We start from the raw sequence: 22,876 nt of genomic DNA, 5'->3' as shown, positions 1-22,876 counted from the left end.
TCTGTCCCGTTTCAGCGGCCGATGTCGTCGTCGGCGCGTTGCTTGTGGGCGGAGAGCGCCATCAGGCGCTTGTCCCGCCAGAGTTGGCGTTCGGCCAGCCGTTCCTCGGAAAGCTTCTCGCGGCGCGAGGCGAGCACGGTCTTAAGCACCGGGCCGGCCCAGTCGACCCGCTCCTTCATGCCCTCGAACAGGCCGCGATAAAGACCCTGATAGCGGGCGACGTAGTCGGCGACGCCGCCCGGCGCGTTGAGGTCGATCGTCTCGAACGGCCCCATGAACGACCAGCGCAGGGCGAGGCCGTCGGCGATCCCGCGATCGACGTCTTCCGGCGAGGCGTAGCCGCCGGCAACCAGCCGGAAGGCCTCCTCCAGGAGTGCGCCCTGGAGGCGGTTCATGATGAAACCGTCGATCTCGCGGGCCATGATCAGCGGTGCCTGGCCGACGGCGTGCATCAGCGTCTCGGCCTTCTCGATCACCCAGGGCGCGGTCCAGGGCGCCGGCACGAGCTCGACCGCCGGCACGAGGTAGGGCGGGTTGATCGGATGGGCGACGAGGCAGCGCGAACGGCCGGGCAGCCCCTCGGAGATCGCCGACGGGAGCAGCGCCGAGCTGGAGCTTGCGAGGATTGTTTCCGGGCCGGCGGCGGCGTCGAGCCGCGCGAAGGTCTCGCGCTTCACCGCGATCGCCTCGGGCCCGCATTCCTGCACCCAATGCGCACCGTCCAGCGCATCCTCGAGCGCTGCATGGCAGCCGATGCGCGACAGCGTCTCGGCCGGCGTCGAGCCGCGCAAAAGGCCGTTCGCCGCAAGGTCGTCGACCACCGAGGCGACGAAGCCGACGGCCTTTTCGGGAACGGCAGGGTCCGGATCGGAGAGCTTCACGCGGCAGCCGGCGCGGGCGAAGGTGATCGCCCAGGCCCGGCCGATGAGGCCGGAGCCGACGATCGCGACGGTCGTCTCGGAGGGGGTCATCACAGCGTCTCCACGTTGCCGTCGACGCCGAGCGACTGGCCGGAGAGGTTGCGGCCGGCATCGGACAGGAGAAACGCCACCATCGCCGCGACGTCCTGCGGCGTCACCATCCGGCGCAGCGAGACCTTCTCCAGATAGCGCGTCTCCATCTCGCCGTAGGAGACGCCCAGCTGCGCTGCACGGTCGCGGATGACGCCCTCCATGCGCGGGCCGGAGACGATGCCGGGCAGGATCGCGTTGACCCGGATGTTCGAGGGGCCGAGTTCCTTGGCGAGGCTCTGGGTGAAGCCGATCACCCCGAACTTCGCCGAGGCGTAGGGCGTGCGGTAGGCATAGCCGTGGCGCCCAGCCGAGGAGGACATGTTGACGATGGCGCCGCCGCCGGCCGCTTTCAGATGCGGTACGGCGAGGCGGGTGCAGAGGAACTGGCCGGTCAGGCCGATGTCGAGGCAGCGGCGCCAGTCGGCGACGGAAATCTCCTCGACGCCGCCGGTGGGTCCGGCGATGCCGGCATTGTTGATCAGCGCGTCGAGCCCGCCGAGACCGTCGATCGCCGCCGCGAAGAAGCCTTCGACCGAGCCCTCGTCGGCGACGTCCGCCTTCACCGCGATGGAGCCCGGCAGGGCTTGGCGGGCCGATTCCAGCGCCTCTTCGGCGACGTCGCAGATCGCCAGGCGGCAGCCCAGCGCGTGGAGGAGGGTGGCGATGGCGAAGCCGATCCCGGCGCCGCCCGCCGTCAGCGCGACGCGCTGGCCGGCGAGGCCGGAAAGGATGTTGGGCGTCGTATCAGACATGTCACGAGGTCCTGCGTTCACGAAGGGCGACGACCGCGGCGAGCACGACGCAGCCGAAGAGGATGGCCCGGAAGGCATAGGGGAGGGTGGTGCCGGCGAGCAGGGTCTGCAGCGCGGTGAGCAGCAGCGCGCCGCCGAACATGCCGAGATAATGGCCGCGGCCGCCGGTGATCAGCGCGCCGCCGACGACCACCACGGCGATCGAGGGCAGCAGGTAGTCGTCGCCCATGCCGAGGCTCGCCTGGCCGGAAAAGCCGGTGAGGAGAATGCCGACCAGCGCCGCCGAAAGCGCCGACAGGACGTAGACCGCGATGATCACCCGGCCGGTGCGCACGCCCGACAGCCGCGCCGCCTCGAGGCTGTTGCCGATGGCGTAGACCCGCCGGCCGAAGCTGGTGCGGCCGAGAAGCACCGTCGCGCCGATCACGAAGGCGGCGAGGAACGGGATCACCGGCGTCACCCCGGCGACGTGCCCGGTCATGAACCAGCGCAGCGCCGGCGAGGCGAAGCCCGACGGCGTGCCGTTGGAATAGAGCAGCGCGGCGCCCTGCAGGATGCCGTTCATGGCGAGCGTCACCACGATCGGCGAGAGGCCCAGCATGACGACGCCGATGCCGTTGAGGAGGCCGATCGCCGCCGCGACGGCGAGGACGATCGGCAGGGCGTAGAGGAGCGCCGGATCGGAGCCCCGGACCATGCCGGCGAGCAGGATCCCCGACAGCGCGATGGTCCAGGGCAGCGACAGGTCGAGGCCGCCGGTGAGGATCACCGCGCCCTGGCCGAGCGCCAGGATCGCCAGAAAGGTCGAGAGGACGAAGAGCGCGTTCCAGTAGCCGAAATTGACGAGGACGTTGCCGAGCACGAACTGCGTCGCGATCAGCACCAGGCAAAGCGCGACATAGGCGGGGGCGGCATAGCGGATCGTCTCGGCGTTGCGCCTGAAGAGGCCGGGGAGCTCGACGCCGCCGGCAGACGCGGCGCCGCGGCGCGCCGCGAAGGCGAGCCGGCGATCCGCCTTCGGCCGTTGCGCGACCAGAAGCCCGGCACTGCGCGCCCGCGCCGCCGCGAGGCCGTGGCGGATCTGGTCGGCGAGGACGGAGGTCTTCGAGAACGAGGCGAACAGGACGGCGAGGAGCAGGACGGCGCCTTCGGCGATGCTCGAGAAATAGGCCGAGACGTTGAGGGCGAGGAGGATGTTGACGACGATCATCAGCGTGTAGGCGCCGAAGACGCTGCCGACAGGCCCGCCCTTGCCGCCGCCGAGGCGCGTTCCGCCGATCACCACAGCGGCGAAGACCGAGAGCAGCAGCGAGTTGCCGACCAGCGGGTCGCCGGAGCCGGTCTGCGCGCTGATGAACACCCCGGCGAGGCCGTAGAGGCCGCCGGCGAGGACGTAGGTGGCAAAGCGCACCCAGGGCACCGAAATGCCGACGGCGGCGGCCGAGGCGGGGTCGCTGCCGACGGCGTAGAGCGCCAGGCCGTAGCGGGTGCGCTTCAGCCACGCCCAGGCGAGGAGGACGACGCCGAGGAGCAGGATCGGCGCCGGCAGAAGGTTCGGCACGGCATCGCCCATGTAGAACGAGCCGAGGGTCGGCGCGACGAAGCCGCCCGGCTGCTCCAGCACCAGCAGCGTGCCGCCTTCGACGATGAACATCGTCGACAGGGTGACGACGATCGGCTGCAGCCTGAGGAAGGCGACGAAGAAGCCGTTGAACGCCCCGACCAGCATGCCGACGCCGATGCCGACCGCCGTCCATTCGGCGACCGAGGCTTCCATGTCGGTCATGCTCATATTGGCGGCGAGGACGGCGTTGACCAGCGAGATCACCGCCCCGGCCGAGAGATCGAACCCGCCGGAAAGGATGACCAGCGTCTGGCCGATCGCCGCCAGCGCCAGCGTCGTGCCGCCGCTGGCGAGGAAGGAGACGTCGAAATAGGTCATCGGACCGGGGCTGATCCAGTCGGTGACGAGGAACAACAGGACGAAGACGGCGATCGCCACCAGCGTCGCGCGGCTGCGCGCCGCCTTGTGCCGGAAGCCCCCGGTCCAGGGGGACCCGGGACGCCGCATCGCCTCCGCCTTCGCCATGACCGCGGCCTCGCTCAATGCACCGGCTCCCGTCGTTCTGCCGCCGCCTTGTCGGCGCCGCCGAGCGCCGCGGCCATCACCGCGATCTCGCTGATCGCCTCGCCCTCGAGCCTTGCGACGATCTCGCCCTCGTAGAGCACCGAGATGCGGTCGGAGAGGTGGACGAGTTCCGGCACCTCGGTGGAATGGACGAGCACCGCGCCGCCGGCTTCGGCGAAGTCGCGCATGAGCTGGTAGAGCTGGTGCTTGGTGCCGACGTCGATGCCGCGGGTCGGGTCGAAGAGCAGCAGGATGCGGCTTTCGGCGAGGATCCACTTGGCGATGGCGATCTTCTGCTGGTTGCCGCCGGAAAACGATCCGGCCGGCATGTAGATCGCCCGGTCGTCGACCTCGACGGCGCGAAAGGCGGCGAGCGTCGCCTCGCGCTCGGCATCGCGGTCGATCAGGCCGGCGCGCGTGAAGCGGTCGATCGTCGGCAGGGTGGCGTTGTTGCTGCCGTCGAGCCGCAGAAACAGCCCCTCGGTCTTGCGCTCCTCGGGCAGAAGCCCGATCCGCAGCGACGGATGCAGCGCGTCGGCCGGCGCGGCCAGATGCACCGGGCGGCCGTCGACCCGCAATTCGCCGGAAGCGATCGGCTCCGCCCCGAAACAGGCCCTGAATAGCGCGATCTGTCCCATTCCCTGCAGCCCGGCGATGCCGTGGATCTCGCCGGGCCTGAGGTCGAGGTCGACGTCGCGCAGCTTGGCGCCGGCCGAGAGCTTGCGCAGTTCGAGGATCGGTTCGGCTCCGGCGCGCGCCGCCGCCGGCCGCGGCGGGAAGGTCTGGCTGATCGACCGGCCGATGATCTTTTCCACGACCGCCTCGTCGGTGATCTCCGCGACCTCGCAGGTGACGATGTGGCGGCCGTTGCGCAGGATCGTCAGCCGGTCGCAGAACTCGCGCACCTCCTGCATCCGGTGCGAGATGAAGAGGACGGTGACGCCCCGGCGCCGCGCATCGGCGACGATCCGCCCGAGCCAGGCGACGTCGCCGCCGGCGAGCGCCGAGGTCGGCTCGTCGAGGAGGAGGATCCGCGGCTCGCGGAACAGCGCCCGGGCAATCTCGATCTTCTGGCGCTCGGCAAGGTCGAGCGAAGCGGCGAGCGCCTCCGGATCGATCGCCAGGCCGAGCCGGTCGAAATGCGCCCGCACGGCCCGTCCCGCCGCACGCATCCGACGCGTCCCGAACAGCGAGACGGGCGTATAGGGCATCGTCATGTTTTCGAGGACGGTGAGGTCCGGGACCAGCGTCAGTTCCTGGAAGGCAGTCTGGATGCCGGCCCGGTGCGCGTCGCGCGGACTGCGCAGGCGCACCGGCCGGCCGTCGACATGGATCGTCCCGGCGTCCGGTTCGATCAGTCCCGACAACAGCTTCATGGTCGTCGACTTGCCGGCGCCGTTCTCGCCGAGGAGCGCGTGGACGGTGCCGGGCGCCACGGCGAAGGAGACGTCGTCGAGCGCCCGCGTCGCGCCGAACGTCTTCGACAGGCCCTCGATGGCGATGGCCGGCGGCCGATCGTTGGACATCCTCACCCTCGTCGTCCGGACCGCGTTTCCCGGGGCCCTTGGAGCGGGATGAGACGAGCATTTCCCGTCATCCCGCTCTCTCTTCTCGTTGGCGCATGATCGTTCCCGAAAGCCGGTTGCAGCTTTTCGGGATCATGCTCCGACCGGCGCCTTCGGGGCGCCGGCCGGCGTCGGCGGCTCAGGTCTCGGGCTGGCCGACCAGAGCGGCGTTCAGCCCGAGCTGCGGAAGCTGATCGGAGAAGATCGAGCCGAACCAGCCGGGATTGGCGACGATCGACGGCTTGAAGGTGTTGCAGCCGTTCTTCATCTCCTCCCAGCTGCCGGTCTCGCAGAGCTTGATCGTGTCGTTGGTCACCAGCGGCAGCGGCAGCGTCGTGTGATGCGGCACGTCCTTGCCCTCGAGCATGTCGACGGCGAGCTTCAGGGCGAGGGCGCCGGAATAGGGCGGCGAGGCGTAGGAGATGCGCGGCGCGCCGAGCGGCGCATAGGGGCTGCTCGCACCCTCCACCTCGGTGCCCTTGGCCAGTGCCTGGATGCGGCCGCCGTTGGAGCCCTCGCCGGCGCAGGGAACGAGCTTGTCCTCGGAGCGGCCGGCTTCGAGCTGCATGGCGTTGGCGGTGTAGCAGCCGACCTGCATCCACAGGCCGTCGATGTCGTCCCACTTGCGCGTCGCCAGGAGCTTTGAGAGCTCGGTGCGGGCGACCGCCTGGCTCCACATGCCGACGGCCTCGCCGACGACGTGGATGTCCGGATGCTTGGCGAAGACCTCCTTGGCGGCCTTGGTCCGGGCAATGTCGACCGAGGTGCCCGGCACGCCGGTGATCAGCACGATGTCGCCCTTGCCGCCGAGCTTGTCGGCCAGCCACTCCGCCGTCTTGCGGCCGGCCTCCTCCTGGTCGATCGTCACGTTGTAGGCGCAGGACTCGGTGATCTCGGCGTCGTAGGCGACGATCTTCACGCCCTTGGAGCAGGCGTTCTTGACGACCTGGTTCAGCGCCGTCGGCGAGATCGGATAGACGACGATCGCCTCGGCGCCCGCCTGCACCATGGCATTGATCTGCTGGATCTGGCGCTGGGCGTTCGGCCCGGCCACCTGCACCTGCAGGTCGACCTTGTCGGCATAGTCCTTCGAAGCGGCGAGCGCCTTGACCATGTTGGCCGCCTCGGCCTGCCAGTCGTTGCCGATGTAGCTCATCGACAGAAACACCTTGTGCTTTTCGGCAGCCGGCGCAGCGGCCACGAAGGCACAGGTCAGCCCGGCGGCGAGCGCCAGCTGCTTCACGTAGCTCGTCATGTGGATCCTCCCGAAACCGTCGTCGCCCCGCGGCCCTCCCGCCGCCGGAGCGAACGGGGAGAAGTCTCATTGATATTTGATCAAAAATCAATAGCCATTCACCGGGCAGGCGAATCCGGCTATGACGACAGGGGCGAGGCAACCGTGGAGTGACGAATCGGCAATGGCGAGAATCGAGGACAAGGTGGTGCCGCTCAGGCGCGAAACGCTTCAGACGGGCGTCTACACGCGGCTCTGCGACCTGATCCTCCAGGGCGGCATCGCGCCGGGGGAATCGATCACCGTGGCGAGCCTCGCCAGCGCCTTCGGCGTCAGCCCGATGCCGGTGCGCGAAGCCCTGACGCGGCTGACGGCGGCGGGCGCGCTCACTGTCGTCTCGGGCCGCACGATCGGCGTTCCGAAGCTCACCCGCGAACGGCTGGACGACCTGCGCCGGGTGCGTCTCGAGATCGAGCCGATCGCCGCCGAATGGGCGGCCGGCAACGTCGACGACGCCTTCATCGCCGAAATGGACCGGCGCTATCGCCGGCTCGTCGAGAGCGAGGCGGCGGCCGACGCCAAGATGTATGTCGAGGCGAACTACGCGTTTCACTTCGCCGTCTACCGCCAGTCCGGCTCGCCGACGATGTTCTCGATCATCGAAAGCCTCTGGCTGCAGGTCAGCCCGTTCTTCCATCTCCTCAGGGAATCCGGCAACTTCCGGATCTCCAACGATCACCACGCCAAGCTGTTTGAGGCGATGTCGAAGGGCGACGGCACGGCCGCCCGCGCCGCGATCACCAGCGACGTCAACGACGCCTACGCCATCCTTGCCACCCTCGTGTGAGCCGGTTCCCGCCGGCCCGGCGCCGCCCGGACGGCCCGAGTTCGGCGGCCGGACGCGCACAATGCATTGCGGTTTTCCGACAGGCGAAGCCGCTCCGGCGGTCGATCGCACGCGGTGGCCTGCTGCGCCCCTGTTCTGTTAGAATGAGTCGAGACGGGAGGGGTGGGCCTTCCGTCAGGCGGGAGGCGCACGCCGCGTCCCGCTCTCGAACAGACATCGGTCGAACAGCGGCGGGAGGCCGTGATTTACCGTGCTCGAGCAAACGCATGTCCCGTATCTGGTGGCCGCCTCGCTGGCGGTTTCCCTGATGGCGAGTTTCACCGGCCTGTCGCTGACGCACGGGATCGGCGCGCTGCCCAGCCCGCAGCGCAAGCTGAACGTCACCATGGCGGCGGTCGCGCTCGGCGGCGGCATCTGGTCGATGCATTTCGTCGCCATGCTGGGGATGCAACTGCCGGTTCTCTTCTACTACGACGCGCTGACGACGCTGGTCTCGGCGCTGGTGGCGATCCTCGTCGTCGGGGCGGCGCTGCTCGTCATGCACTTCAGGGCGCGAACGCCGGCGACGATCCTCGGCGCCGGCGCGATGGTCGGCCTCGGCATCGCTTTGATGCACTATATCGGCATGTCCGGCATCCAGCTCTGCCGGCCGGTCTATTCGCCGCCCGGCCTTTTTCTCGCATGGGGGGCCTCGGTGGTGCTCGGCGCCCTGTCCTTCTGGGTGATCTACAGCGACCGCAGCCGCCGCAACATCGTCTTCGGCACGCTCTGTCTCGGCTCCTCGGTCTTTGCCGTGCACTTCATCGCGATGGGCGGGACCGGATTTTCCGACGCCGCCGCGGGGGCGGCGGACGGCCCCCTCCTCGACAATGCGACGCTGGCGATGATCGTCACCGTGGCGGCCTTCGTGATCTGCGGGGCGTTCCTCCTCACCGGGGTGACGTTCTTGCCCGAGGACGGCGATCCGGCCGCTGCTCGACGAGACGCAGGGGAAGACGACGGGCGCCATCGCGGGCAGGACGCCGACCCCTCGCGCCGGATGCCGGCGCCGGCTCTCGCGGGCGTGTCGGCGCCGGCCTTCGGCGCGCTTCCGGGGGCCGTCGGCGACGGCCGGTCGGCGCCGATCGCCTTGGACCTTCTGCCGCAGCAGGAGCCGGAGCAGGCAGCCTCGAAGCCGGCGGCGGCGGCGGAGGCCCGGCCGGCCGTTGCGGTTCCCTTCGAAAAGGACGGGCGGACGATCTTCGTCGACCGGGCGGCGATCGCCGCGATCCGGGCGGAGGGGCATTACACGATCCTCTATGTCGGCGGCCAGCAGCTCTTCTGTCCCTGGTCGATCTCCGAGGCCGAGACCCGGCTGGCCGATCCGAACTTCGTGCGGGCCCATCGCAGCTACCTGATCAATGTCGGGCACGTGACAGGATTCGAACGGCACAAGGACAACGGCACCTGCTTCTTCGAAAAGACCCTGTCGCTCGGGAAGGTGACGGTCAGCCGCTCCCGGCTGCCCGCCGTCCGTCACGCCCTCGGCCTCTGATACGGTTTCCGGCAGATCACGTCGCGATGCCGGAAACAAAGACGCTCATTCGCCGCGCGGGCTTGATACGAGCCCCGGTCTGATAGAGCGGATCTCGTATGAGGCCCGACCTTCCCCGCGCCGTCAGGGCGAAGCCGCGGGGTCTCGGAGGAGGTCGGGCCGCCTTGGTCACGCAGGCATCGTGGCCGTCATGGCCATCATGGCCGCGGCCGGAAAACGTTTTGAAAAACAACGGTCAACGCCATGGCGGCGGGCGCCTGCGCAAGGCCCGGCGATGGCCGAGACGCCCGGCTTCGCATCTCGTGCAGCCATTTCGCATCTCGTGAAATGCCGCTCGCCGCTGGTTAGGAGGGTGCGGCGGACGCAGGCGCGCCTTCCTAGAATGACTCCGGAAAGGCGGCGAGACCGGGGGGAACCCGGCACCGCGGCAGCGAGGGAGGACGCGAGCATGATTCCGGCGGCATTCGAATATCACCGGCCGACCGACCTTCAGGCCGCGCTGGCGACGCTCCAAGAGTTCGGCGACGAGGCGCGGGTCATCGCCGGCGGCCACAGCCTCGTTCCGATGATGAAGCTGCGCATGGCGACGATCGGCCATCTCGTCGATCTCCGGGCGATCGCCGACCTGAAGGGCATCCGCATCGACGGTGCGGCGGTCCGGATCGGCGCCATGGTGACCCAGCAGGAACTGATCGCCGATGCGGCGCTCGCCCGCGCCGCTCCGATCCTGCGCGAGACGGCGCTGCAGATCGCCGACCCGCAGGTGCGCGCCGTCGGCACGATCGGCGGCAACGTCGCCAACGGCGATCCCGGCAACGACATGCCGGCGCTGATGCAGTGCCTCGATGCCAGTTTCTCCCTCGTCGGGCCGAATGGCAGCCGCGCGGTCAAGGCCCGCGAATTCTACGAAGCCGCCTATGTGACCGCCCGCGAGGACGACGAGATCCTCGTTGCCATCGACTTCGCGGCGCCGGGCGGCGGCTATGCCTACGAGAAGCAGAAGCGCAAGATCGGCGACTATGCGACGGCCGCCGCCGCGGTGACGATCCGGAAGGACGGCACGGCCTGCAGCGCCGCCTCCGTCGCGATGACCAACCTTTCCGACGTCCCGGTCTGGTCGAAGGCCGCCGGCGACGCGCTGGTCGGGAGCGCCTGCGGCCCGGCGGATGTCGGCAGGGCGGTGGCGGCCGCGCTCGCCGACATCGCGCCGACGGCGGACAACCGCGGACCGGCCGAGTTCAAGCGCCACGCCGCCGGCGTGGTCATCCGCCGCGCCATCGAGCGGGCCTGGTCGCGCGCCTGAGCTTTCGCAGGCGGGCGGCGATCGGCAACGGCCGGGCCGGCGGGAGGCCGCGACCGGACAATTCGGAGCGGCGCAGGGCCTTGGGCCGGCGGCTCCACGGGAGGAGATCCATGGCGAAGATGCAACTGAGGCTGACGGTCAACGGCGAGGCGGCGGAGCTCCTCGTCGAGCCGCGCGAACTGCTCGTTTACGTGCTGCGCGAAAGGCTCGGACTGACCGGCCCGCATGTCGGCTGCGACACCTCGCATTGCGGGGCCTGCACCGTCGACATGGACGGCCGCTCGGTGAAGTCCTGCACGGTCTTCGCCGCCCAGGCCGACGGCGCCGACGTCACCACCATCGAGGGGCTGGGAGCGCCGGGCGGGCTCAGCGTGCTGCAGCAGGCCTTCCGCGAGCATCACGGCCTTCAATGCGGCTTCTGCACGCCCGGCATGATCACCCGCGCCCACCGCTTCCTGCAGGAAAACCCCAATCCCAGCGAGGAGGAGGTGCGCTTCGGCATGGCCGGCAATCTCTGCCGCTGCACCGGCTATCAGAACATCGTCAAGGCGATCATGGCCGCCGCCGCCGAGTTGAACGCCGTCAGGGAGGCCGCAGAATGAACGAGATGGCGCCGATCAGCCGCGAGGAGCGGGTGGAGAAGCTGAAGGGCCTCGGCTGTTCGCGCAAGCGCGTCGAGGACGTCCGCTTCACGCAGGGCAAGGGCAATTACGTCGACGATCTGAAGCTGCCCGGCATGCTGCACGGCGACTTCGTGCGCAGCCCTTACGCCCACGCCCGGGTGAAGTCGGTGGACAAGAGCGCCGCCCTGGCGCTGCCGGGCGTCGTCGCGGTGCTGACGGCGGAGGATCTGGCACCGCTGAATCTCCACTGGATGCCGACGCTCGCCGGCGACAAGCAGATGGTGCTCGCCGACGGCAAGGTGCTGTTCCAGGGCCAGGAGGTCGCGTTCGTCGTCGCCTCCGACCGCTACGTCGCCGCCGACGCGGTGGATCTCGTCGTCGTCGACTACGAGGAACTCCCCGTGGTGACGGATCCGTTCAAGGCGCTGCAGCCGGACGCGCCGGTGCTGCGCGAGGATCTTCAGGGCCGGACCTCCGGCGCCCACGGCGATCGCCGGCATCACAACCACATCTTCCTGTGGGAGGCCGGCGACAAGGCCGCCACCGACGAGGTGATCGCATCGGCCGACGTCGTCGCCGAGGAGATGGTCTATTATCACCGGACCCATCCGTGCCCGCTCGAGACCTGCGGCTGCGTCGCCTCGATGGACACGGTCAACGGCAAGCTGACGGTGCACGGCACCTTCCAGGCGCCGCACGTGGTGCGCACCGTCGCCTCGCTGCTGTCCGGCATCGAGGAGCACAAGATCCGGGTGATCTCGCCGGATATCGGCGGCGGTTTCGGCAACAAGGTCGGCGTCTATCCGGGCTATGTCTGCTCGATCGTCGCCTCGATCGTCACCGGCCGGCCGGTCAAGTGGATCGAGGACCGGATGGAGAACCTGACGGCCACGGCCTTTGCCCGCGACTACTGGATGAAGGGGAAGATCGCGGCGACGAAGGACGGCAGGATCACCGGCCTTTCCTGCCACGTCACCGCCGACCACGGCGCCTTCGACGCCTGCGCCGATCCGTCCAAGTTCCCGGCCGGCTTCTTCCACATCTGCACCGGCTCCTACGACATTCCCGTCGCCCATGTCGGCGTCGACGGCGTCTACACCAACAAGGCGCCGGGCGGCGTCGCCTATCGCTGCTCGTTCCGGGTCACGGAGGCGGCCTATTTCATCGAGCGGATGATCGAGGTGCTGGCGATCGAGCTCGGCATGGACGCTGCCGAACTCAGGGCGAAGAACTTCATCCGCAAGGAGCAGTTCCCCTATCATTCGGCCCTCGGCTGGGAATACGATTCCGGCGACTACCACACCGCCTGGGACAAGGCGCTGAAGGCCGTCGGCTACGCGGATCTGCGCAAGGAACAGGCCGAGCGCGTCGAGGCGTTCAGGCGCGGCGAGACGCGAAAGCTGATCGGCATCGGGCTCACCCACTTCACCGAGATCGTCGGCGCCGGGCCGGTCAAGAACTGCGACATCCTCGGCATGGGCATGTTCGACAGTTGCGAAATCCGCATCCATCCGACCGGCTCGGCCGTGGCGCGGCTCGGCACGATCAGCCAGGGCCAGGGCCATGCCACCACCTTCGCCCAGATCCTTGCCTCGGAGATCGGCCTGCCGGCGGATTCGATCACCGTCGAGGAGGGCGACACCGACACGGCGCCCTACGGTCTCGGCACCTACGGCTCGCGCTCGACGCCGGTCGCCGGCGCGGCGACCGCCATGGCCGGCCGCAAGATCCGGGCGAAGGCCCAGATGATCGCCGCCTATCTCCTCGAAGTCCATGACGGCGACCTCGAATGGGACGTCGACCGCTTCGTGGTCAAGGGCGCGCCCGAGCGCTTCAAGACGATGAAGGAGATCGCCTTCGCCTCCTACAACCAGGCGATCCCGGGCGTCGAGCCGGGCCTCGAGGCGGTCAGCTACTACGACCCGCCGAACATGACCTACCCGTTCGGAGCCTATGTCTGCGTCATGGAGATCGACGTCGACACCGGGGTCCACGAGATCCGGCAGTTCTACGCCCTCGACGACTGCGGCACGCGGATCAACCCGATGGTGATCGAGGGCCAGGTCCATGGCGGCCTGACCGAGGCGCTGGCGATCGCGATGGGCCAGGAGATCGCCTATGACGAGATCGGCAACGTCAAGACCGGCACCTTGATGGATTTCTTCCTGCCGACGGCATGGGAGACGCCGCACTACACCACCGACTTCACCGAGACGCCGAGCCCGCACCATCCGATCGGGGCCAAGGGCGTCGGCGAGAGCCCGAACGTCGGGGGCGTGCCGGCCTTTTCCAACGCCGTGCACGACGCCTTCCGCCCCTTCGGCCTGAGGCAGTCGCACATGCCGCACGACCACTGGCGGATCTGGAAGATCGCCCGCGATCTCGGCCTGCATGGGTGACGGGCGGTGACGCCGAAGACGGTTCGCCGCGGCAGAGCCGCGGCGGGCAGGCGCCGAGCGCGACGCGCGCCGTCGCGAACCGTGGAGGTTCGCCGTGGCGCCCGTTTCACACCAGGAGCGGCTAAAGCAGCCCGACCATGACCGACTGGGAATCGTTGAAAGACGCGCTCGCGGCCGAGGGCTACATCGCCCCGGCGGACCTGACGATGGCGCTGTTCATCGCCCTGAAGCTTTCCCGCCCGCTGCTGCTCGAAGGCGCGGCGGGGGTCGGCAAGACCGAAGTCGCCCGGACCCTCGCCGCCGTCGAGAAGACGCGGCTCATCCGGCTGCAGTGCTACGAGGGCCTCGACGCCGCCCATGCCATCTACGAATGGAACTACCAGCGCCAGCTCCTGGCGATCCGCGCCGCGGCCGAAGGCGGCGAGACCGGCCGCAGCGTCGAGCGGCGGATCTTCTCCGAAGAGTTCCTGCTGCAGCGGCCGCTGCTCCAGGCGATCCGGCAGGAGACCCCGCCGGTACTTTTGATCGACGAGATCGACCGGGCCGACGAGGAATTCGAAGCCTATCTCCTCGAGGTCCTGTCCGACTTCCAGATCACCGTCCCCGAACTCGGCACCATCACGGCGACGAGCATTCCCCGCGTCATCCTCACCTCCAACGGCACGCGCGAGCTCTCCGACGCGCTGCGCCGGCGCTGCCTCTACGCCCATGTCGACTTTCCGAGCCGCGAGAGCGAACTGCGGATCCTCGCGGCGCGATGCCCGGCGGTCGAGCCGGCCCTCGCCGGGCAGATCGTCGGCTTCGTCCAGGCGCTGCGCAAGGAGGAGCTGGAGAAGACGCCGGGCATCGCCGAGATGCTGGATTTCGCCGCGGCGTTGGTCGGCCTCGGCGTCAACGATCTCGCCGCCGATCCGCGGGTGCTGCAGGCGACGCTCGTCACCCTCCTGAAGACCGAGGCCGACCGCGCAGCGGTTTCGAGCGAGGTGGCGCAGCGGCTGGCGGGCAGGGCGGCATGAGCCGGATCACCCGCTTTGCCGCCCGCGATCCCGGGCCCGCCGCCCGCCTCGCCGGCTTCATGGCGCATCTGAGGGACAACGGCCTGCGGCTCGGCGTTTCCGAGACCGAGACGGCGATGCGCGCCCTCGTCGAGGTGACGGCCGCCGACCCGCGCGAGGCGCGGCTTGCGCTGAAGGCCGTCTGCACGGGCTCTGCCGACGAGGCGGCGCGGTTCGACGACCTCTTCGACGCCTATTGGCGGAGTGACGGCCGCGTCCGCCGGAAGGTGGTGCGCGAGGAAGCCGCCAAGGAGCGCCAGCACACCCGCTCGTCGCAGGCGGCGGACGGCTTGCGGAGCGAAAGCGCCGGCAGCGCCCACGGTCCGGACGACGGGCGCGAGGATGGCGAGACCGCTGCGGAGGGGACCGGCCGGCTGATCGCCAGCCGCGTGCAGAACCTGATGCGGCAGGACCTGCGCGAACTGGTCGCGCCGGAGGACGTCGCCGCGGCCGAAAGGCTCGCGCGCCGGCTCGCCGCCGCGATCCGCGATCGCCGCTCGCGCCGCCGCCGCGCGGCCCGGGCCGGCGAGGCGATCGACTTTCGCCGCGTCGTGCGCCGGAGCCTTTCGACCGGCGGCGAGCCGCTGCACCTGCCGCGCCGCAGGCGCCCCGACCGCTCGGTACGGCTCACCGTCCTCTGCGACGTGTCGGGGTCGATGACCGCCTATGCGCGGGTCTTCCTCGCCTTCGTCGCCGGGCTGATCCGCGGCGAGAAGACGGCCGACGCCTATCTCTTCCACACCCGCCTCGTGCGGATCACCGAGGCGCTGCGCGACGACGATCCGCTGCGGGCGCTGAACCGGCTGACGCTGATTTCCGACGGCTTCGGCGGCGGCTCGAAGATCGCCGCCAATCTCGACCGTTTCGCGCGCAGCTATGCCCGCCGCCTCGTCAATGCCCGCAGCGTGGTGATCGTCATGTCGGACGGCTACGACACCGACCCGCCGGAGGCGATGACGGCGGCGCTGAGGCGGCTGAAGCGGCGCGGCTGCCGGATCGTCTGGCTCAACCCGCTCGCCGGCTGGCGCGGCTACGCGCCGGTGGCGCGCGGCATGGCGGCGGCGATGCCGAGCCTCGATCTCTTCGCGCCGGCGAACACGCTTGCCGCTCTCGCCGCGCTGGAACCGGAATTTTCACGGCTGTGAGGTGGCGGTCATGACGATCTCGTCCTTCGATGAACGGGCTGCGGCGCTGCGGGCCGCCGGCGTTCCCTTCGCCATCGCCACCGTCGTGCGCACGGTCGACGCCACTTCGGCCAAGCCCGGCGCCAAGGCTCTCGTCCTCGGCGACGGGACGATCGCCGAGGGTTGGATCGGTGGCGGCTGCGCCCGCGGCGCCGTGTCACGGGCCGCCGAGGCGGCGCTCTCGGACGGCACGCCGCGCTTCGTCAGCCTGCGGCCGGAGGAACTGCTGAACGCCGAGGGCCGGTCGCATGGCGAGGAGAGCCAGGGCATCCGCTTCGCCCGCAGCCGCTGCCCGTCCAAAGGCTCGATGGACGTCTTCGTCGAGCCGGTCGCCCCGCCGCCGGAACTCGTCGTCTGCGGCGAGAGCCCGGTGGCGCTCGCCTTGTGCGAACTCTCCGCACGGCTCGGCTTTTTCCGGATGCTCTGCGCCCCGGGTCTTTCGGAAGAGCGCATGCCGCCGGTGGAGCGGAAACGCGACGGCTTCGATCTCGACGGCGCGAGCGGGTCGCGGCGCTACGTCGTCGTCGCGACGCAGGGCAAGGGCGACGAGGCGGCGCTGACGGCGGCGCTCGCGGCAAAGCCCTCCTACGTCGCCTTCGTCGGCAGCCGCCGAAAGTTCCAGGCGCTGCGCGATCGCCTCGCGGCGAACGGCGTCGCCGCGGCGGAGCTCGACCGGGTCCGTTCGCCCGCCGGGCTCGACATTTCGGCGATCACCCCGGACGAGATCGCGCTGTCGATCCTCGCCGAGATCGTCGCGGAACGGCGCGCGCGGCCGGATTCGCGAAACCCGCTGCGCCGCGGCGATGAGGCGGGAGCGGCGTAGAAAAGGACGTTTCTCTCTCTCTCTCTCTCTCTCTCTCTCTCTCTCTCTGCCGGTCTGCGCATCGCGGTTTCCGGGAACGGATTCCGACATCAGGCCGGCGCCGTCGCGACCAGCGGGACGTATTGATGCGGCTGGCGCATCAGGACGAGGTCCTTGCGCCTGACGACATGGGTGGGATAGGCGCCGCCGAGCGAGCTGGTATCGATTTCGGCGACCGCCAGCGCGTCGTTGCCCGAGACGATGGCTTCCTGCCGCGGGAAGAGGAAGGTGTCCGGCCCGAAGACCCCGCTGACGCCGGCATATCCCTTTGCCGGATCAAAGACGTTGGCGAAGGCGAGATAGCAGTTGTTCTCGCCGGCCCGCACCCGGAACGGATGATAGTGGTGGGGATCCGCGCCGGTGGGGATGGGGGCCGGCTGGGCGACGGCGGTGCCGGCATGGTCGCGCCAGAAGCGTCCGTGGACGGCCGCCGGACAGGCGATGACGTCGCAGCCCTTCAGAGCGAGCACGCGGCCGGCCTCCGGAAAGGCCGCGTCGTGACCGATCAGAACGCCGAGCCTGCCGAAGGGCAGGTCGAACACCCCCCAGTCCTCGCCGGGGCTCGCCCAGCCCTGGTCGGATGCCGCCCGATGCAGCTGGCGGTAATTGCCGAGAAGGCCGCCCGGCCCGGCGAGCGCCGCGCTGTTGTAAAGGCATCCGCCCGCCCGCTCCGCATAGCCCGCGACGATGAACAGATCGAGTGACGCCGCGAGCGTTGCGAGGCGGGCGAGGTCTTCGCCGGCGAACGGCACCGCCGTCTCGGCGGGATCGGCAAGGCCGGTCAGCGCCCGTTCCGGCAGGACGAGAAGCTCGGCGCCCGCGTCCCTCGCCCGTTCGGCGAGGCCGGCAATCGTCTGAAGATTGGCCGCGATTTCGGGGGCGGGGGAAAATTCGGCGACGGCGACCCTGGCCTTTCGGCCCTTCGGCAGCGGCTGGTGACCGTAGAGGGAGAAGAAGTCGCCGGGATTCCAGGTAAAGGTGTTGGTGGCGAGCTCCTTGTAGAGGTCCGGCCGGCGCTGCTCGAAGACCTTCTCGCCGCCGACGCGGCGCGTGCGGGCCCGCTCCGGATCGATCGTCGCGGTGATCACCCCGTCGCCGCCGTCGATCACTGCCAGCGTCTCGGCTCCCGGCCCGAGGATGCAGCTGCCGCCGGAGAACTGGACGCCGCGTTCGAGGCCCCAGCGGTTGCTCTCGACGAGATAGCAGCCGTTCTCCTCGGCGCGCTGGATCCAGTAGGGGGCGGGCGTGCGCTCGGCCAGCCAGTTGGAGATGTGGCAGATGACGTCCGCTCCGGCGAGCGCGACGAGGCGCGCGGTCTCGACGAAGTGGATGTCCATGCAGATGAGGAGCGCGATCCGGCCGAGCGGCGTCTCGAAAACCTGGTGGCCGTGATCGCCGTTGGCGGCCCATTTCGGCTCGGAAATGTAGGGATGGGTCTTGCGGTGGGTGCCGAGGACGCCGTCCGGGCCGATCAGCACGGCGCTGTTGTAGTAAAGGCCGGTCGTGTCGTCGATCTCCGGCATGCCGATGACGATGTGGCAGTCTCGGCGCCCGGCGATCTCGGCGAAGCGGTCGGTGGTCGGGCCGGGCACCCGTTCGACGTGAGGTGCGACCTCGGCGCGGTCGTACCAGCAATAGCCGGTCGTTCCCATCTCCGGGGTGACGATCAGCCTCGCGCCGGCATCGGCGGCTTCCTCGACCAGCCGCGCCAGCGCCTCGACGTTGCGCGGCTTGTCGCCCATGACCGGCTCGAACTGGACGGCGGCGGCGGTGAAGGGAGCGGTCATCGCGAACTCCGGCAAAGCCTTTCCTGTCGCTCGCCGGGGCGAGACGCCGGAAACGTTTGGATGGACGGGCCGGGCGATCCGCAAACCGCCCGGCGGACGGTCAGCGGGCAATCCCCGAGATCGACTTCAGGATAGATGCGCCGACGGTGTATTTCGGGTCGACCATGTTGCCGAGCCGGATCCGTCCGCACTGGGTGAGCAGCATGTAGGCGTCGATCTCCTCGAAGCCGAAGTCCCTGGCCATCCAGCGGATCAGCTCGCGATAGGCGCCCCTTGCGGCATCCTCCATCGGCCGGGCCGAGCCGATGGTCATGTAGAATTTCTCGTTCTCGAGCCGCGGCGTCCTGATCGTCCAGCCCTTGATCAGGTCGACGCGCAGGGTCGTCACGGTCGGATGCTCGATGGCGACGCCGCAGAGCTCGCCGTCCCCTTGCGCGGCGTGGCAGTCCCCGACGTAGAGATAGGCGCCTTCGGTGTTGACCGGCAGATAGATCACCGCGCCCGGCGCGACGTCGGGCAGGTCCATGTTGCCGCCGTAGTAGTCCGGGACCAGCGAGGAGATCGCCTCGATCTCCGGCGCCGTGCCGATCGTGCCGATGAACGGCTCGTAGGGCAGGGTGATCCTGTCGTTCCAGACCGTGCCCTTCTCCGCGGTGATCTCCAGCTTCTTGACCCGCTCCGGCAGGGGCGTGGTCAGCATCGCGGTGTCGGCGGTCGGCACCAGGCCGCCGAATTCCGGCATGATCACCGTGGTGCCGCGCGGCTGCGGCCCGCGCGGGACGACGCTCTCGATATAGACCGCCAGGCAGTCGCCCTTTTCCGCGCCGTTGACCCAGATCGGCCCGTTTTGCGGGTTCAGATAGGGGAAGTTGAGGATCTCGCTCGGCTTGTCGGTCTCGGCCTTGATCGCCCCCTCGAAGGCGTCGTGGGTCTCGGCCGAGACGACGGCGCCGGGATCGATCGTCAGCACCGGCTCCACATAGGCGCCGTAGACGTAGTGATACTTGCCCTGGCTCGCCTCGGTGATCGAATGCGTCGCGCCGGCTTGGCCCTTGGCGACGCCCTTGCGGGCCATGATGGAATCGTCGAACCAGCTCACGGGTGTTTCCTCTTCAGGCTTGAGTTGTCGTCGAGCGCGGCGGATCGCCGTCGGGCGCCCGCGGTCGGACGGCCGACCGGCGGGTCAGACCGCAAGGTAGCGCCGCACCGCATCGCGGTCCTCCAGAACGTCGGCGCCGATCTCGGCGGTGATCCGTCCCTTGTCCATGACGTAGCAGCGCTGCGCCATGGCGCGGATCATGTCGAGGTTCTGCTCCACGAAGACGACGGTGATGCCGGTCTTCTCGTTCAGTTCCACCATGATCCGCGCGATGTCCTGGACGATGTTCGGCTGGATGCCCTCGGACGGCTCGTCGAGGAGGATCAGCGACGGCGCGCCGATCAGCACGCGGCCGATCGCCAGCTGCTGCTGCTGGCCGCCGGAGAGCGTGCCGGCGCGCTGGTTGCGGCGCTCCTTCAGGATCGGGAAATAGCCGTAGACCTGCTCGAGCCGCTCCGCGACGCTGGTCTCGCCGCGCCCCCCGGCGTCGATCGAGCGGCCGACCAGAAGGTTTTCGGCGACGCTCATGCGCGGGAACACGTCGCGCCCCTGCGGCACGTAGCCGATGCCGAGCCGGGCGCGGCGATGCGCGGGGACGGCGTCCAGCGTCTCGCCCCTGAACAGCACCGAGCCGCGGTCGCAGGGCAGGAGACCGATCAGGCTCTTCATCAGCGTCGACTTGCCGACGCCGTTGCGCCCGATCACGGCGACGATCTGGCCCTCGAGGATGTCGAGGTCGACGCCCTGCAGAACCGGCTTGCCGCCATAGCCGGACCACAGGCCGATGGTTTCCAGGAGAACTTCCCTACGCATGGCCGGTCTCGCCCAGATAGATCGCCGCGACGCGCTCGTCGGCGACGATCTCGTCGATCGTGCCCTGCGCGAAGACCCGGCCGAAGTGGAGCACCGTGACGCGCTGCGCGATCTGTCGCACGAAGGCCATGTCGTGCTCGACCGCGAGCACGCTGACGCCATCGGCGTTCAGGGCCTGCACCATCTCGCCGGTGGCGTGGGTCTCGTCCGGGGTCATGCCGGCCGTCGGCTCGTCGAGCAGCAGGAGCTTCGGCTTCAGCGCGATTGCCATGCCGATCTCCAGCCACTGTTTCTGCCCGTGGCTGAGCGAACCGGCGAGCTGGCCTGCGGCGTCCTTCAGCTTCAGGAACTCCAGCAGCCGGTCGATCTCCTCGTTGAGGGAGTGGCCGCTCAGATGGTCCTGAAGCGCGATCTGGAGGTTCTGGCGGACCTTCAGCGCCTTGAAGATGCCGGGCACCTGAAACTTCACGGAAATCCCGCGGCGGATCCGCTGATAGGACTTCGCCCGGGTGATGTCGGCGCCGTCGTAGAGGATCGCGCCGCCGTTCGGCAGATGCTCGCCGAGGACGAGGCGGAAGAAGGTGCTCTTGCCGGCGCCGTTCGGCCCGATCAGGCAGTGGACCTCGCCCGGCTGCATCGAGAAGTCGACATTGTCTGTGACGTGCAGGCCGCCGAACCACTTGTCGAGGCCGCGGGTCTGAAGGATCGCCATCAGCGCGCCTCCCGCGCCTTGCGGCGCTTCAGCCCGCGCGAGAACAGGGAGCCGATGCCGATGATGATGCCGGACGGGGCGGCGGGCACGGTGACGACGAGGAGGAAGCCCATGGCGACCAGCGCATACTGGCTGCCGTAGATCGTCAGCGCCTGGAAGCCGGCGAGCACGAGGAGCGTGCCGAGCAGCGTCGTCGTCAGGTCGCTGCGCCCGCCCACGGCGACCCAGACGATCGGCAGCGCCGCCTGCGTCATGCCCATGGAGGAGGGGGTGATGTAGTTGCCCCAGGCCGTGTAGAGGACGCCCGAGAGGCCGGCCAGCGCCGAGCCGACGACGAAGCCGCCGAGCTGGTACCTGCGGATGTCGTAGCCGAGCATCTCGGCGCGCTGCGGGTTCTCGCGGATCGCCACCAGCACGTTGCCGAAGCGCGAGTTCACCACCATGCGCAGGGCGAGATAGACGAGGACGAGCAGCGCCAGCGTCAGATAGTAGAGCGGCACGTCGGGATAGAGCACGACGTCGCCGCCCGGCCAGGGGATCGTCAGCGAGGGCATGTTGCCCATGCCGTTGAAGCCGTTCAGCCGCGCCGATCCGATGTGCCATTCCGGCCCGGCGGTCTGCGACATGAAGCGTTCGAGGACCAGCGTCACCGACAGGGTCACGATGCCGAGGAAGACGCCGCTGATGCGGCCGAAGAACAGGAAGTAGCCGAGGACGGCGGCGAACAGCGCCGCGATGAGCGTTGCGAGAACGAGCGAGACGAAGGTGAAGCCGTAGGCGTCGCCGAAATTGATCGTCAGGACGCCGTAGGCATAGCCGGCGACCCCGAAGAAGGCGGTCTGGCCGAAGGAGAGGGCGCCGCCATAGCCCCAGATCAGGCTGAGGCCCAGCGCCATGAAGGCCCAGTTGAAGAAGTAGACGTTGTTGCCGACGTCGTAGCCGTCGGCGAACAGCGGATAGATGCAGGCAAGCGCCAGGACGACGACGAAGCCGGACCAGAAGGCCGGGCCCTTGCCGAGGGTCTGCGGCCCTTCGAGCAGCCGCAGCGCCGAGCCGAGGGAGGAATGCGACGGCACGTCAGGCCCTTTCACGCAGGATGAAGCCGGTCAGCCCGCGCGGCAGGACGCGGATGACGATGATGACGGCGACCAGAAGGCCGATCTGGCCGGCGAGCTGTCCCTCCCACGAGGTGAGCGCCGCCTTGACGACGGCGAGGATGGCGGCCGCCGGGGCGGTTCCGAGAAAGATGTCTGCGCCGCCGACCACGACGGTGACGAAGGCCTCGACCACGAAGGCCGATCCCATGGTCGGGACGAGCGTCATGGTCGGCGCGTAGAGCCCGCCGCACAGGCCCGCGAGCCCCGCGCCGAGGCCGAAGGTCAGGCTGTAGACCAGCGAGGTGTTGACGCCGAGCGCCTCGGCGATGTGCGGCACCTGGATGGTCGCCCGGGCGAGGATGCCGAAGCGCGTGCGGGTGAAGATCAGCCACAGCACGGCGAGCGTCGCGACCGCCGCCGCCATCAGCACCAGGCGGTAGACGGAATAGCCGTAGCCGCCGACCTCGATGCTGCCGAAAGGCGTGCCGGTGCCCTGCATGGTGGAGCCGAGCAGGATGAGGGTGCCCTGGGTGGCGATCATCGAGACGCCCCAGGTGACGACGATCGTGTCGAGCGGCCGGTCGTAGAGATGCCGGATGATCGCGCGTTCGAGCAGCATGCCGACGGCGCCGGCGACGAGGGTTCCGAGAAGGATGGAGACCGGCAGCGGCACGCCGAGATGGGTGGCGCTGGTCGAGACGTAGGCGCCGCACAGGATGAACTCGCCATGGGCGAGATTGATGACCCCCATCATGCCGAAGATCACCGCGAGGCCGCAGGCCGACAGGACGAGGAAGGCGAAGGCGTCGCCGGCCTGATAGGCGAAGGAAAAGAGACTGCTCAGGAAATCCATGCCGCACCCCGATCGC

General features: G+C 69.3%; 19 protein-coding genes. 8 read left to right on the top strand and 11 right to left on the bottom strand.

Annotated features, from left to right (window positions below; translation table 11 throughout):
• Window positions 1-11 precede the first annotated feature (11 nt).
• The 5 genes from J1C47_RS14310 to J1C47_RS14290 all read right to left on the bottom strand — a co-directional run bounded on the left by J1C47_RS14310 (window position 12) and on the right by J1C47_RS14290 (window position 6,713).
• Window positions 12-971 (bottom strand): 3-hydroxyacyl-CoA dehydrogenase, encoded by a 960-nt coding sequence (locus tag J1C47_RS14310; RefSeq protein ID WP_207351449.1) that lies wholly within the window; start codon window positions 969-971, stop codon window positions 12-14.
• Window positions 971-1,765 carry an SDR family oxidoreductase gene (locus tag J1C47_RS14305; protein WP_207351448.1) on the bottom strand — a complete coding sequence of 265 codons (795 nt, stop codon included), beginning with the start codon at window positions 1,763-1,765 and terminating at the stop codon, window positions 971-973. Before J1C47_RS14305 ends, J1C47_RS14310 begins: the two co-directional genes overlap by 1 nt.
• Before the next feature lies 1 nt (window position 1,766).
• Entirely contained in the window at window positions 1,767-3,836 is a 2,070-nt protein-coding gene (locus J1C47_RS14300; protein ID WP_207351491.1) for an ABC transporter permease, read from the bottom strand.
• Window positions 3,837-3,868: 32 nt separating this feature from the next.
• Window positions 3,869-5,419, bottom strand: a complete 1,551-nt coding sequence (locus tag J1C47_RS14295; protein WP_207351447.1) for a sugar ABC transporter ATP-binding protein — start codon at window positions 5,417-5,419, stop codon at window positions 3,869-3,871.
• A 178-nt stretch (window positions 5,420-5,597) separates the two neighbouring features.
• Window positions 5,598-6,713, bottom strand: a complete 1,116-nt coding sequence (locus J1C47_RS14290) for a sugar ABC transporter substrate-binding protein (RefSeq protein WP_207351446.1) — start codon at window positions 6,711-6,713, stop codon at window positions 5,598-5,600.
• Between the two features lie 163 nt (window positions 6,714-6,876).
• Here J1C47_RS14290 and J1C47_RS14285 point away from each other — a divergent pair, with 163 nt between their 5' ends.
• The 8 genes from J1C47_RS14285 (at window position 6,877) to J1C47_RS14250 (ending at window position 16,460) form a co-directional block, all read left to right on the top strand.
• Entirely contained in the window at window positions 6,877-7,539 is a 663-nt protein-coding gene (locus tag J1C47_RS14285) for a GntR family transcriptional regulator (RefSeq protein ID WP_207351445.1), read from the top strand.
• A 250-nt stretch (window positions 7,540-7,789) separates the two neighbouring features.
• Complete coding sequence (locus J1C47_RS14280; RefSeq protein WP_207351444.1) at window positions 7,790-9,073, top strand: MHYT domain-containing protein; 1,284 nt, start codon at window positions 7,790-7,792, stop codon at window positions 9,071-9,073.
• A gap of 448 nt (window positions 9,074-9,521) precedes the next feature.
• Entirely contained in the window at window positions 9,522-10,376 is an 855-nt protein-coding gene (locus J1C47_RS14275; protein ID WP_207351443.1) for an FAD binding domain-containing protein, read from the top strand.
• A gap of 110 nt (window positions 10,377-10,486) precedes the next feature.
• Window positions 10,487-10,978: a (2Fe-2S)-binding protein gene (locus tag J1C47_RS14270; RefSeq protein ID WP_207351442.1), complete on the top strand. Its 492-nt coding sequence runs from the start codon at window positions 10,487-10,489 to the stop codon at window positions 10,976-10,978.
• Window positions 10,975-13,398, top strand: a complete 2,424-nt coding sequence (locus J1C47_RS14265) for an aerobic carbon-monoxide dehydrogenase large subunit (RefSeq protein WP_207351441.1) — start codon at window positions 10,975-10,977, stop codon at window positions 13,396-13,398. The genes J1C47_RS14270 and J1C47_RS14265 overlap by 4 nt, the downstream gene beginning before the upstream one ends.
• Before the next feature lie 137 nt (window positions 13,399-13,535).
• Complete coding sequence (locus J1C47_RS14260; RefSeq protein ID WP_207351440.1) at window positions 13,536-14,414, top strand: AAA family ATPase; 879 nt, start codon at window positions 13,536-13,538, stop codon at window positions 14,412-14,414.
• On the top strand, window positions 14,411-15,598 hold the full coding sequence (locus J1C47_RS14255) for a vWA domain-containing protein (RefSeq protein WP_207351439.1): 1,188 nt from the start codon (window positions 14,411-14,413) through the stop codon (window positions 15,596-15,598). The genes J1C47_RS14260 and J1C47_RS14255 overlap by 4 nt, the downstream gene beginning before the upstream one ends.
• A 10-nt stretch (window positions 15,599-15,608) precedes the next feature.
• Window positions 15,609-16,460, top strand: a complete 852-nt coding sequence (locus J1C47_RS14250; RefSeq protein WP_207351438.1) for an XdhC family protein — start codon at window positions 15,609-15,611, stop codon at window positions 16,458-16,460.
• Window positions 16,461-16,549: 89 nt separating this feature from the next.
• On the opposite strand, the gene J1C47_RS14245 is transcribed toward J1C47_RS14250, so the two are convergent.
• From J1C47_RS14245 to J1C47_RS14220, 6 genes are all read right to left on the bottom strand, one after another.
• A complete protein-coding gene (locus J1C47_RS14245) occupies window positions 16,550-18,286 on the bottom strand; it encodes a nitrilase-related carbon-nitrogen hydrolase (RefSeq protein WP_207351437.1) in 1,737 nt (578 codons plus the stop codon).
• 100 nt (window positions 18,287-18,386) lie between these two features.
• Window positions 18,387-19,361: an acetamidase/formamidase family protein gene (locus tag J1C47_RS14240; protein ID WP_210382331.1), complete on the bottom strand. Its 975-nt coding sequence runs from the start codon at window positions 19,359-19,361 to the stop codon at window positions 18,387-18,389.
• Between the two features lie 108 nt (window positions 19,362-19,469).
• Window positions 19,470-20,198, bottom strand: a complete 729-nt coding sequence (locus J1C47_RS14235) for an ABC transporter ATP-binding protein (RefSeq protein WP_207351435.1) — start codon at window positions 20,196-20,198, stop codon at window positions 19,470-19,472.
• Window positions 20,191-20,910: an ABC transporter ATP-binding protein gene (locus J1C47_RS14230; protein WP_207351434.1), complete on the bottom strand. Its 720-nt coding sequence runs from the start codon at window positions 20,908-20,910 to the stop codon at window positions 20,191-20,193. Before J1C47_RS14230 ends, J1C47_RS14235 begins: the two co-directional genes overlap by 8 nt.
• Window positions 20,910-21,986, bottom strand: coding sequence for an ABC transporter permease subunit (locus tag J1C47_RS14225; RefSeq protein WP_207351433.1), 1,077 nt, complete (start codon window positions 21,984-21,986; stop codon window positions 20,910-20,912). The genes J1C47_RS14230 and J1C47_RS14225 overlap by 1 nt, the downstream gene beginning before the upstream one ends.
• 1 nt (window position 21,987) lies before the next feature.
• Window positions 21,988-22,860 carry an ABC transporter permease subunit gene (locus tag J1C47_RS14220; RefSeq protein WP_207351432.1) on the bottom strand — a complete coding sequence of 291 codons (873 nt, stop codon included), beginning with the start codon at window positions 22,858-22,860 and terminating at the stop codon, window positions 21,988-21,990.
• Window positions 22,861-22,876 lie beyond the last annotated feature (16 nt).

Source organism: Jiella sonneratiae, assembly GCF_017353515.1.
Taxonomy (GTDB): Bacteria; Pseudomonadota; Alphaproteobacteria; order Rhizobiales; family Rhizobiaceae; genus Jiella; species Jiella sonneratiae.
The sequence above is the reverse complement of the archived record's forward strand: the minus strand, read 5'-3'. Positions and strand labels throughout refer to the sequence as shown.

Excerpts from the sequence above, each read along its gene's own strand:
- J1C47_RS14260 (WP_207351440.1), top strand. The coding sequence starts at position 13,536 with ATGACCGACTGGGAATCGTTGAAAGACGCGCTCGCGGCCGAGGGCTAC.
- J1C47_RS14300 (WP_207351491.1), bottom strand. The coding sequence starts at position 3,836 with ATGCGGCGTCCCGGGTCCCCCTGGACCGGGGGCTTCCGGCACAAGGCG.
- J1C47_RS14220 (WP_207351432.1), bottom strand. The coding sequence starts at position 22,860 with ATGGATTTCCTGAGCAGTCTCTTTTCCTTCGCCTATCAGGCCGGCGAC.
- J1C47_RS14235 (WP_207351435.1), bottom strand. The coding sequence starts at position 20,198 with ATGCGTAGGGAAGTTCTCCTGGAAACCATCGGCCTGTGGTCCGGCTAT.
- J1C47_RS14285 (WP_207351445.1), top strand. The coding sequence starts at position 6,877 with ATGGCGAGAATCGAGGACAAGGTGGTGCCGCTCAGGCGCGAAACGCTT.
- J1C47_RS14295 (WP_207351447.1), bottom strand. The coding sequence starts at position 5,419 with ATGTCCAACGATCGGCCGCCGGCCATCGCCATCGAGGGCCTGTCGAAG.
- J1C47_RS14230 (WP_207351434.1), bottom strand. The coding sequence starts at position 20,910 with ATGGCGATCCTTCAGACCCGCGGCCTCGACAAGTGGTTCGGCGGCCTG.
- J1C47_RS14255 (WP_207351439.1), top strand. The coding sequence starts at position 14,411 with ATGAGCCGGATCACCCGCTTTGCCGCCCGCGATCCCGGGCCCGCCGCC.
- J1C47_RS14250 (WP_207351438.1), top strand. The coding sequence starts at position 15,609 with ATGACGATCTCGTCCTTCGATGAACGGGCTGCGGCGCTGCGGGCCGCC.
- J1C47_RS14290 (WP_207351446.1), bottom strand. The coding sequence starts at position 6,713 with ATGACGAGCTACGTGAAGCAGCTGGCGCTCGCCGCCGGGCTGACCTGT.
- J1C47_RS14270 (WP_207351442.1), top strand. The coding sequence starts at position 10,487 with ATGGCGAAGATGCAACTGAGGCTGACGGTCAACGGCGAGGCGGCGGAG.
- J1C47_RS14265 (WP_207351441.1), top strand. The coding sequence starts at position 10,975 with ATGAACGAGATGGCGCCGATCAGCCGCGAGGAGCGGGTGGAGAAGCTG.
- J1C47_RS14240 (WP_210382331.1), bottom strand. The coding sequence starts at position 19,361 with ATGGCCCGCAAGGGCGTCGCCAAGGGCCAAGCCGGCGCGACGCATTCG.
- J1C47_RS14245 (WP_207351437.1), bottom strand. The coding sequence starts at position 18,286 with ATGACCGCTCCCTTCACCGCCGCCGCCGTCCAGTTCGAGCCGGTCATG.
- J1C47_RS14310 (WP_207351449.1), bottom strand. The coding sequence starts at position 971 with ATGACCCCCTCCGAGACGACCGTCGCGATCGTCGGCTCCGGCCTCATC.
- J1C47_RS14275 (WP_207351443.1), top strand. The coding sequence starts at position 9,522 with ATGATTCCGGCGGCATTCGAATATCACCGGCCGACCGACCTTCAGGCC.
- J1C47_RS14305 (WP_207351448.1), bottom strand. The coding sequence starts at position 1,765 with ATGTCTGATACGACGCCCAACATCCTTTCCGGCCTCGCCGGCCAGCGC.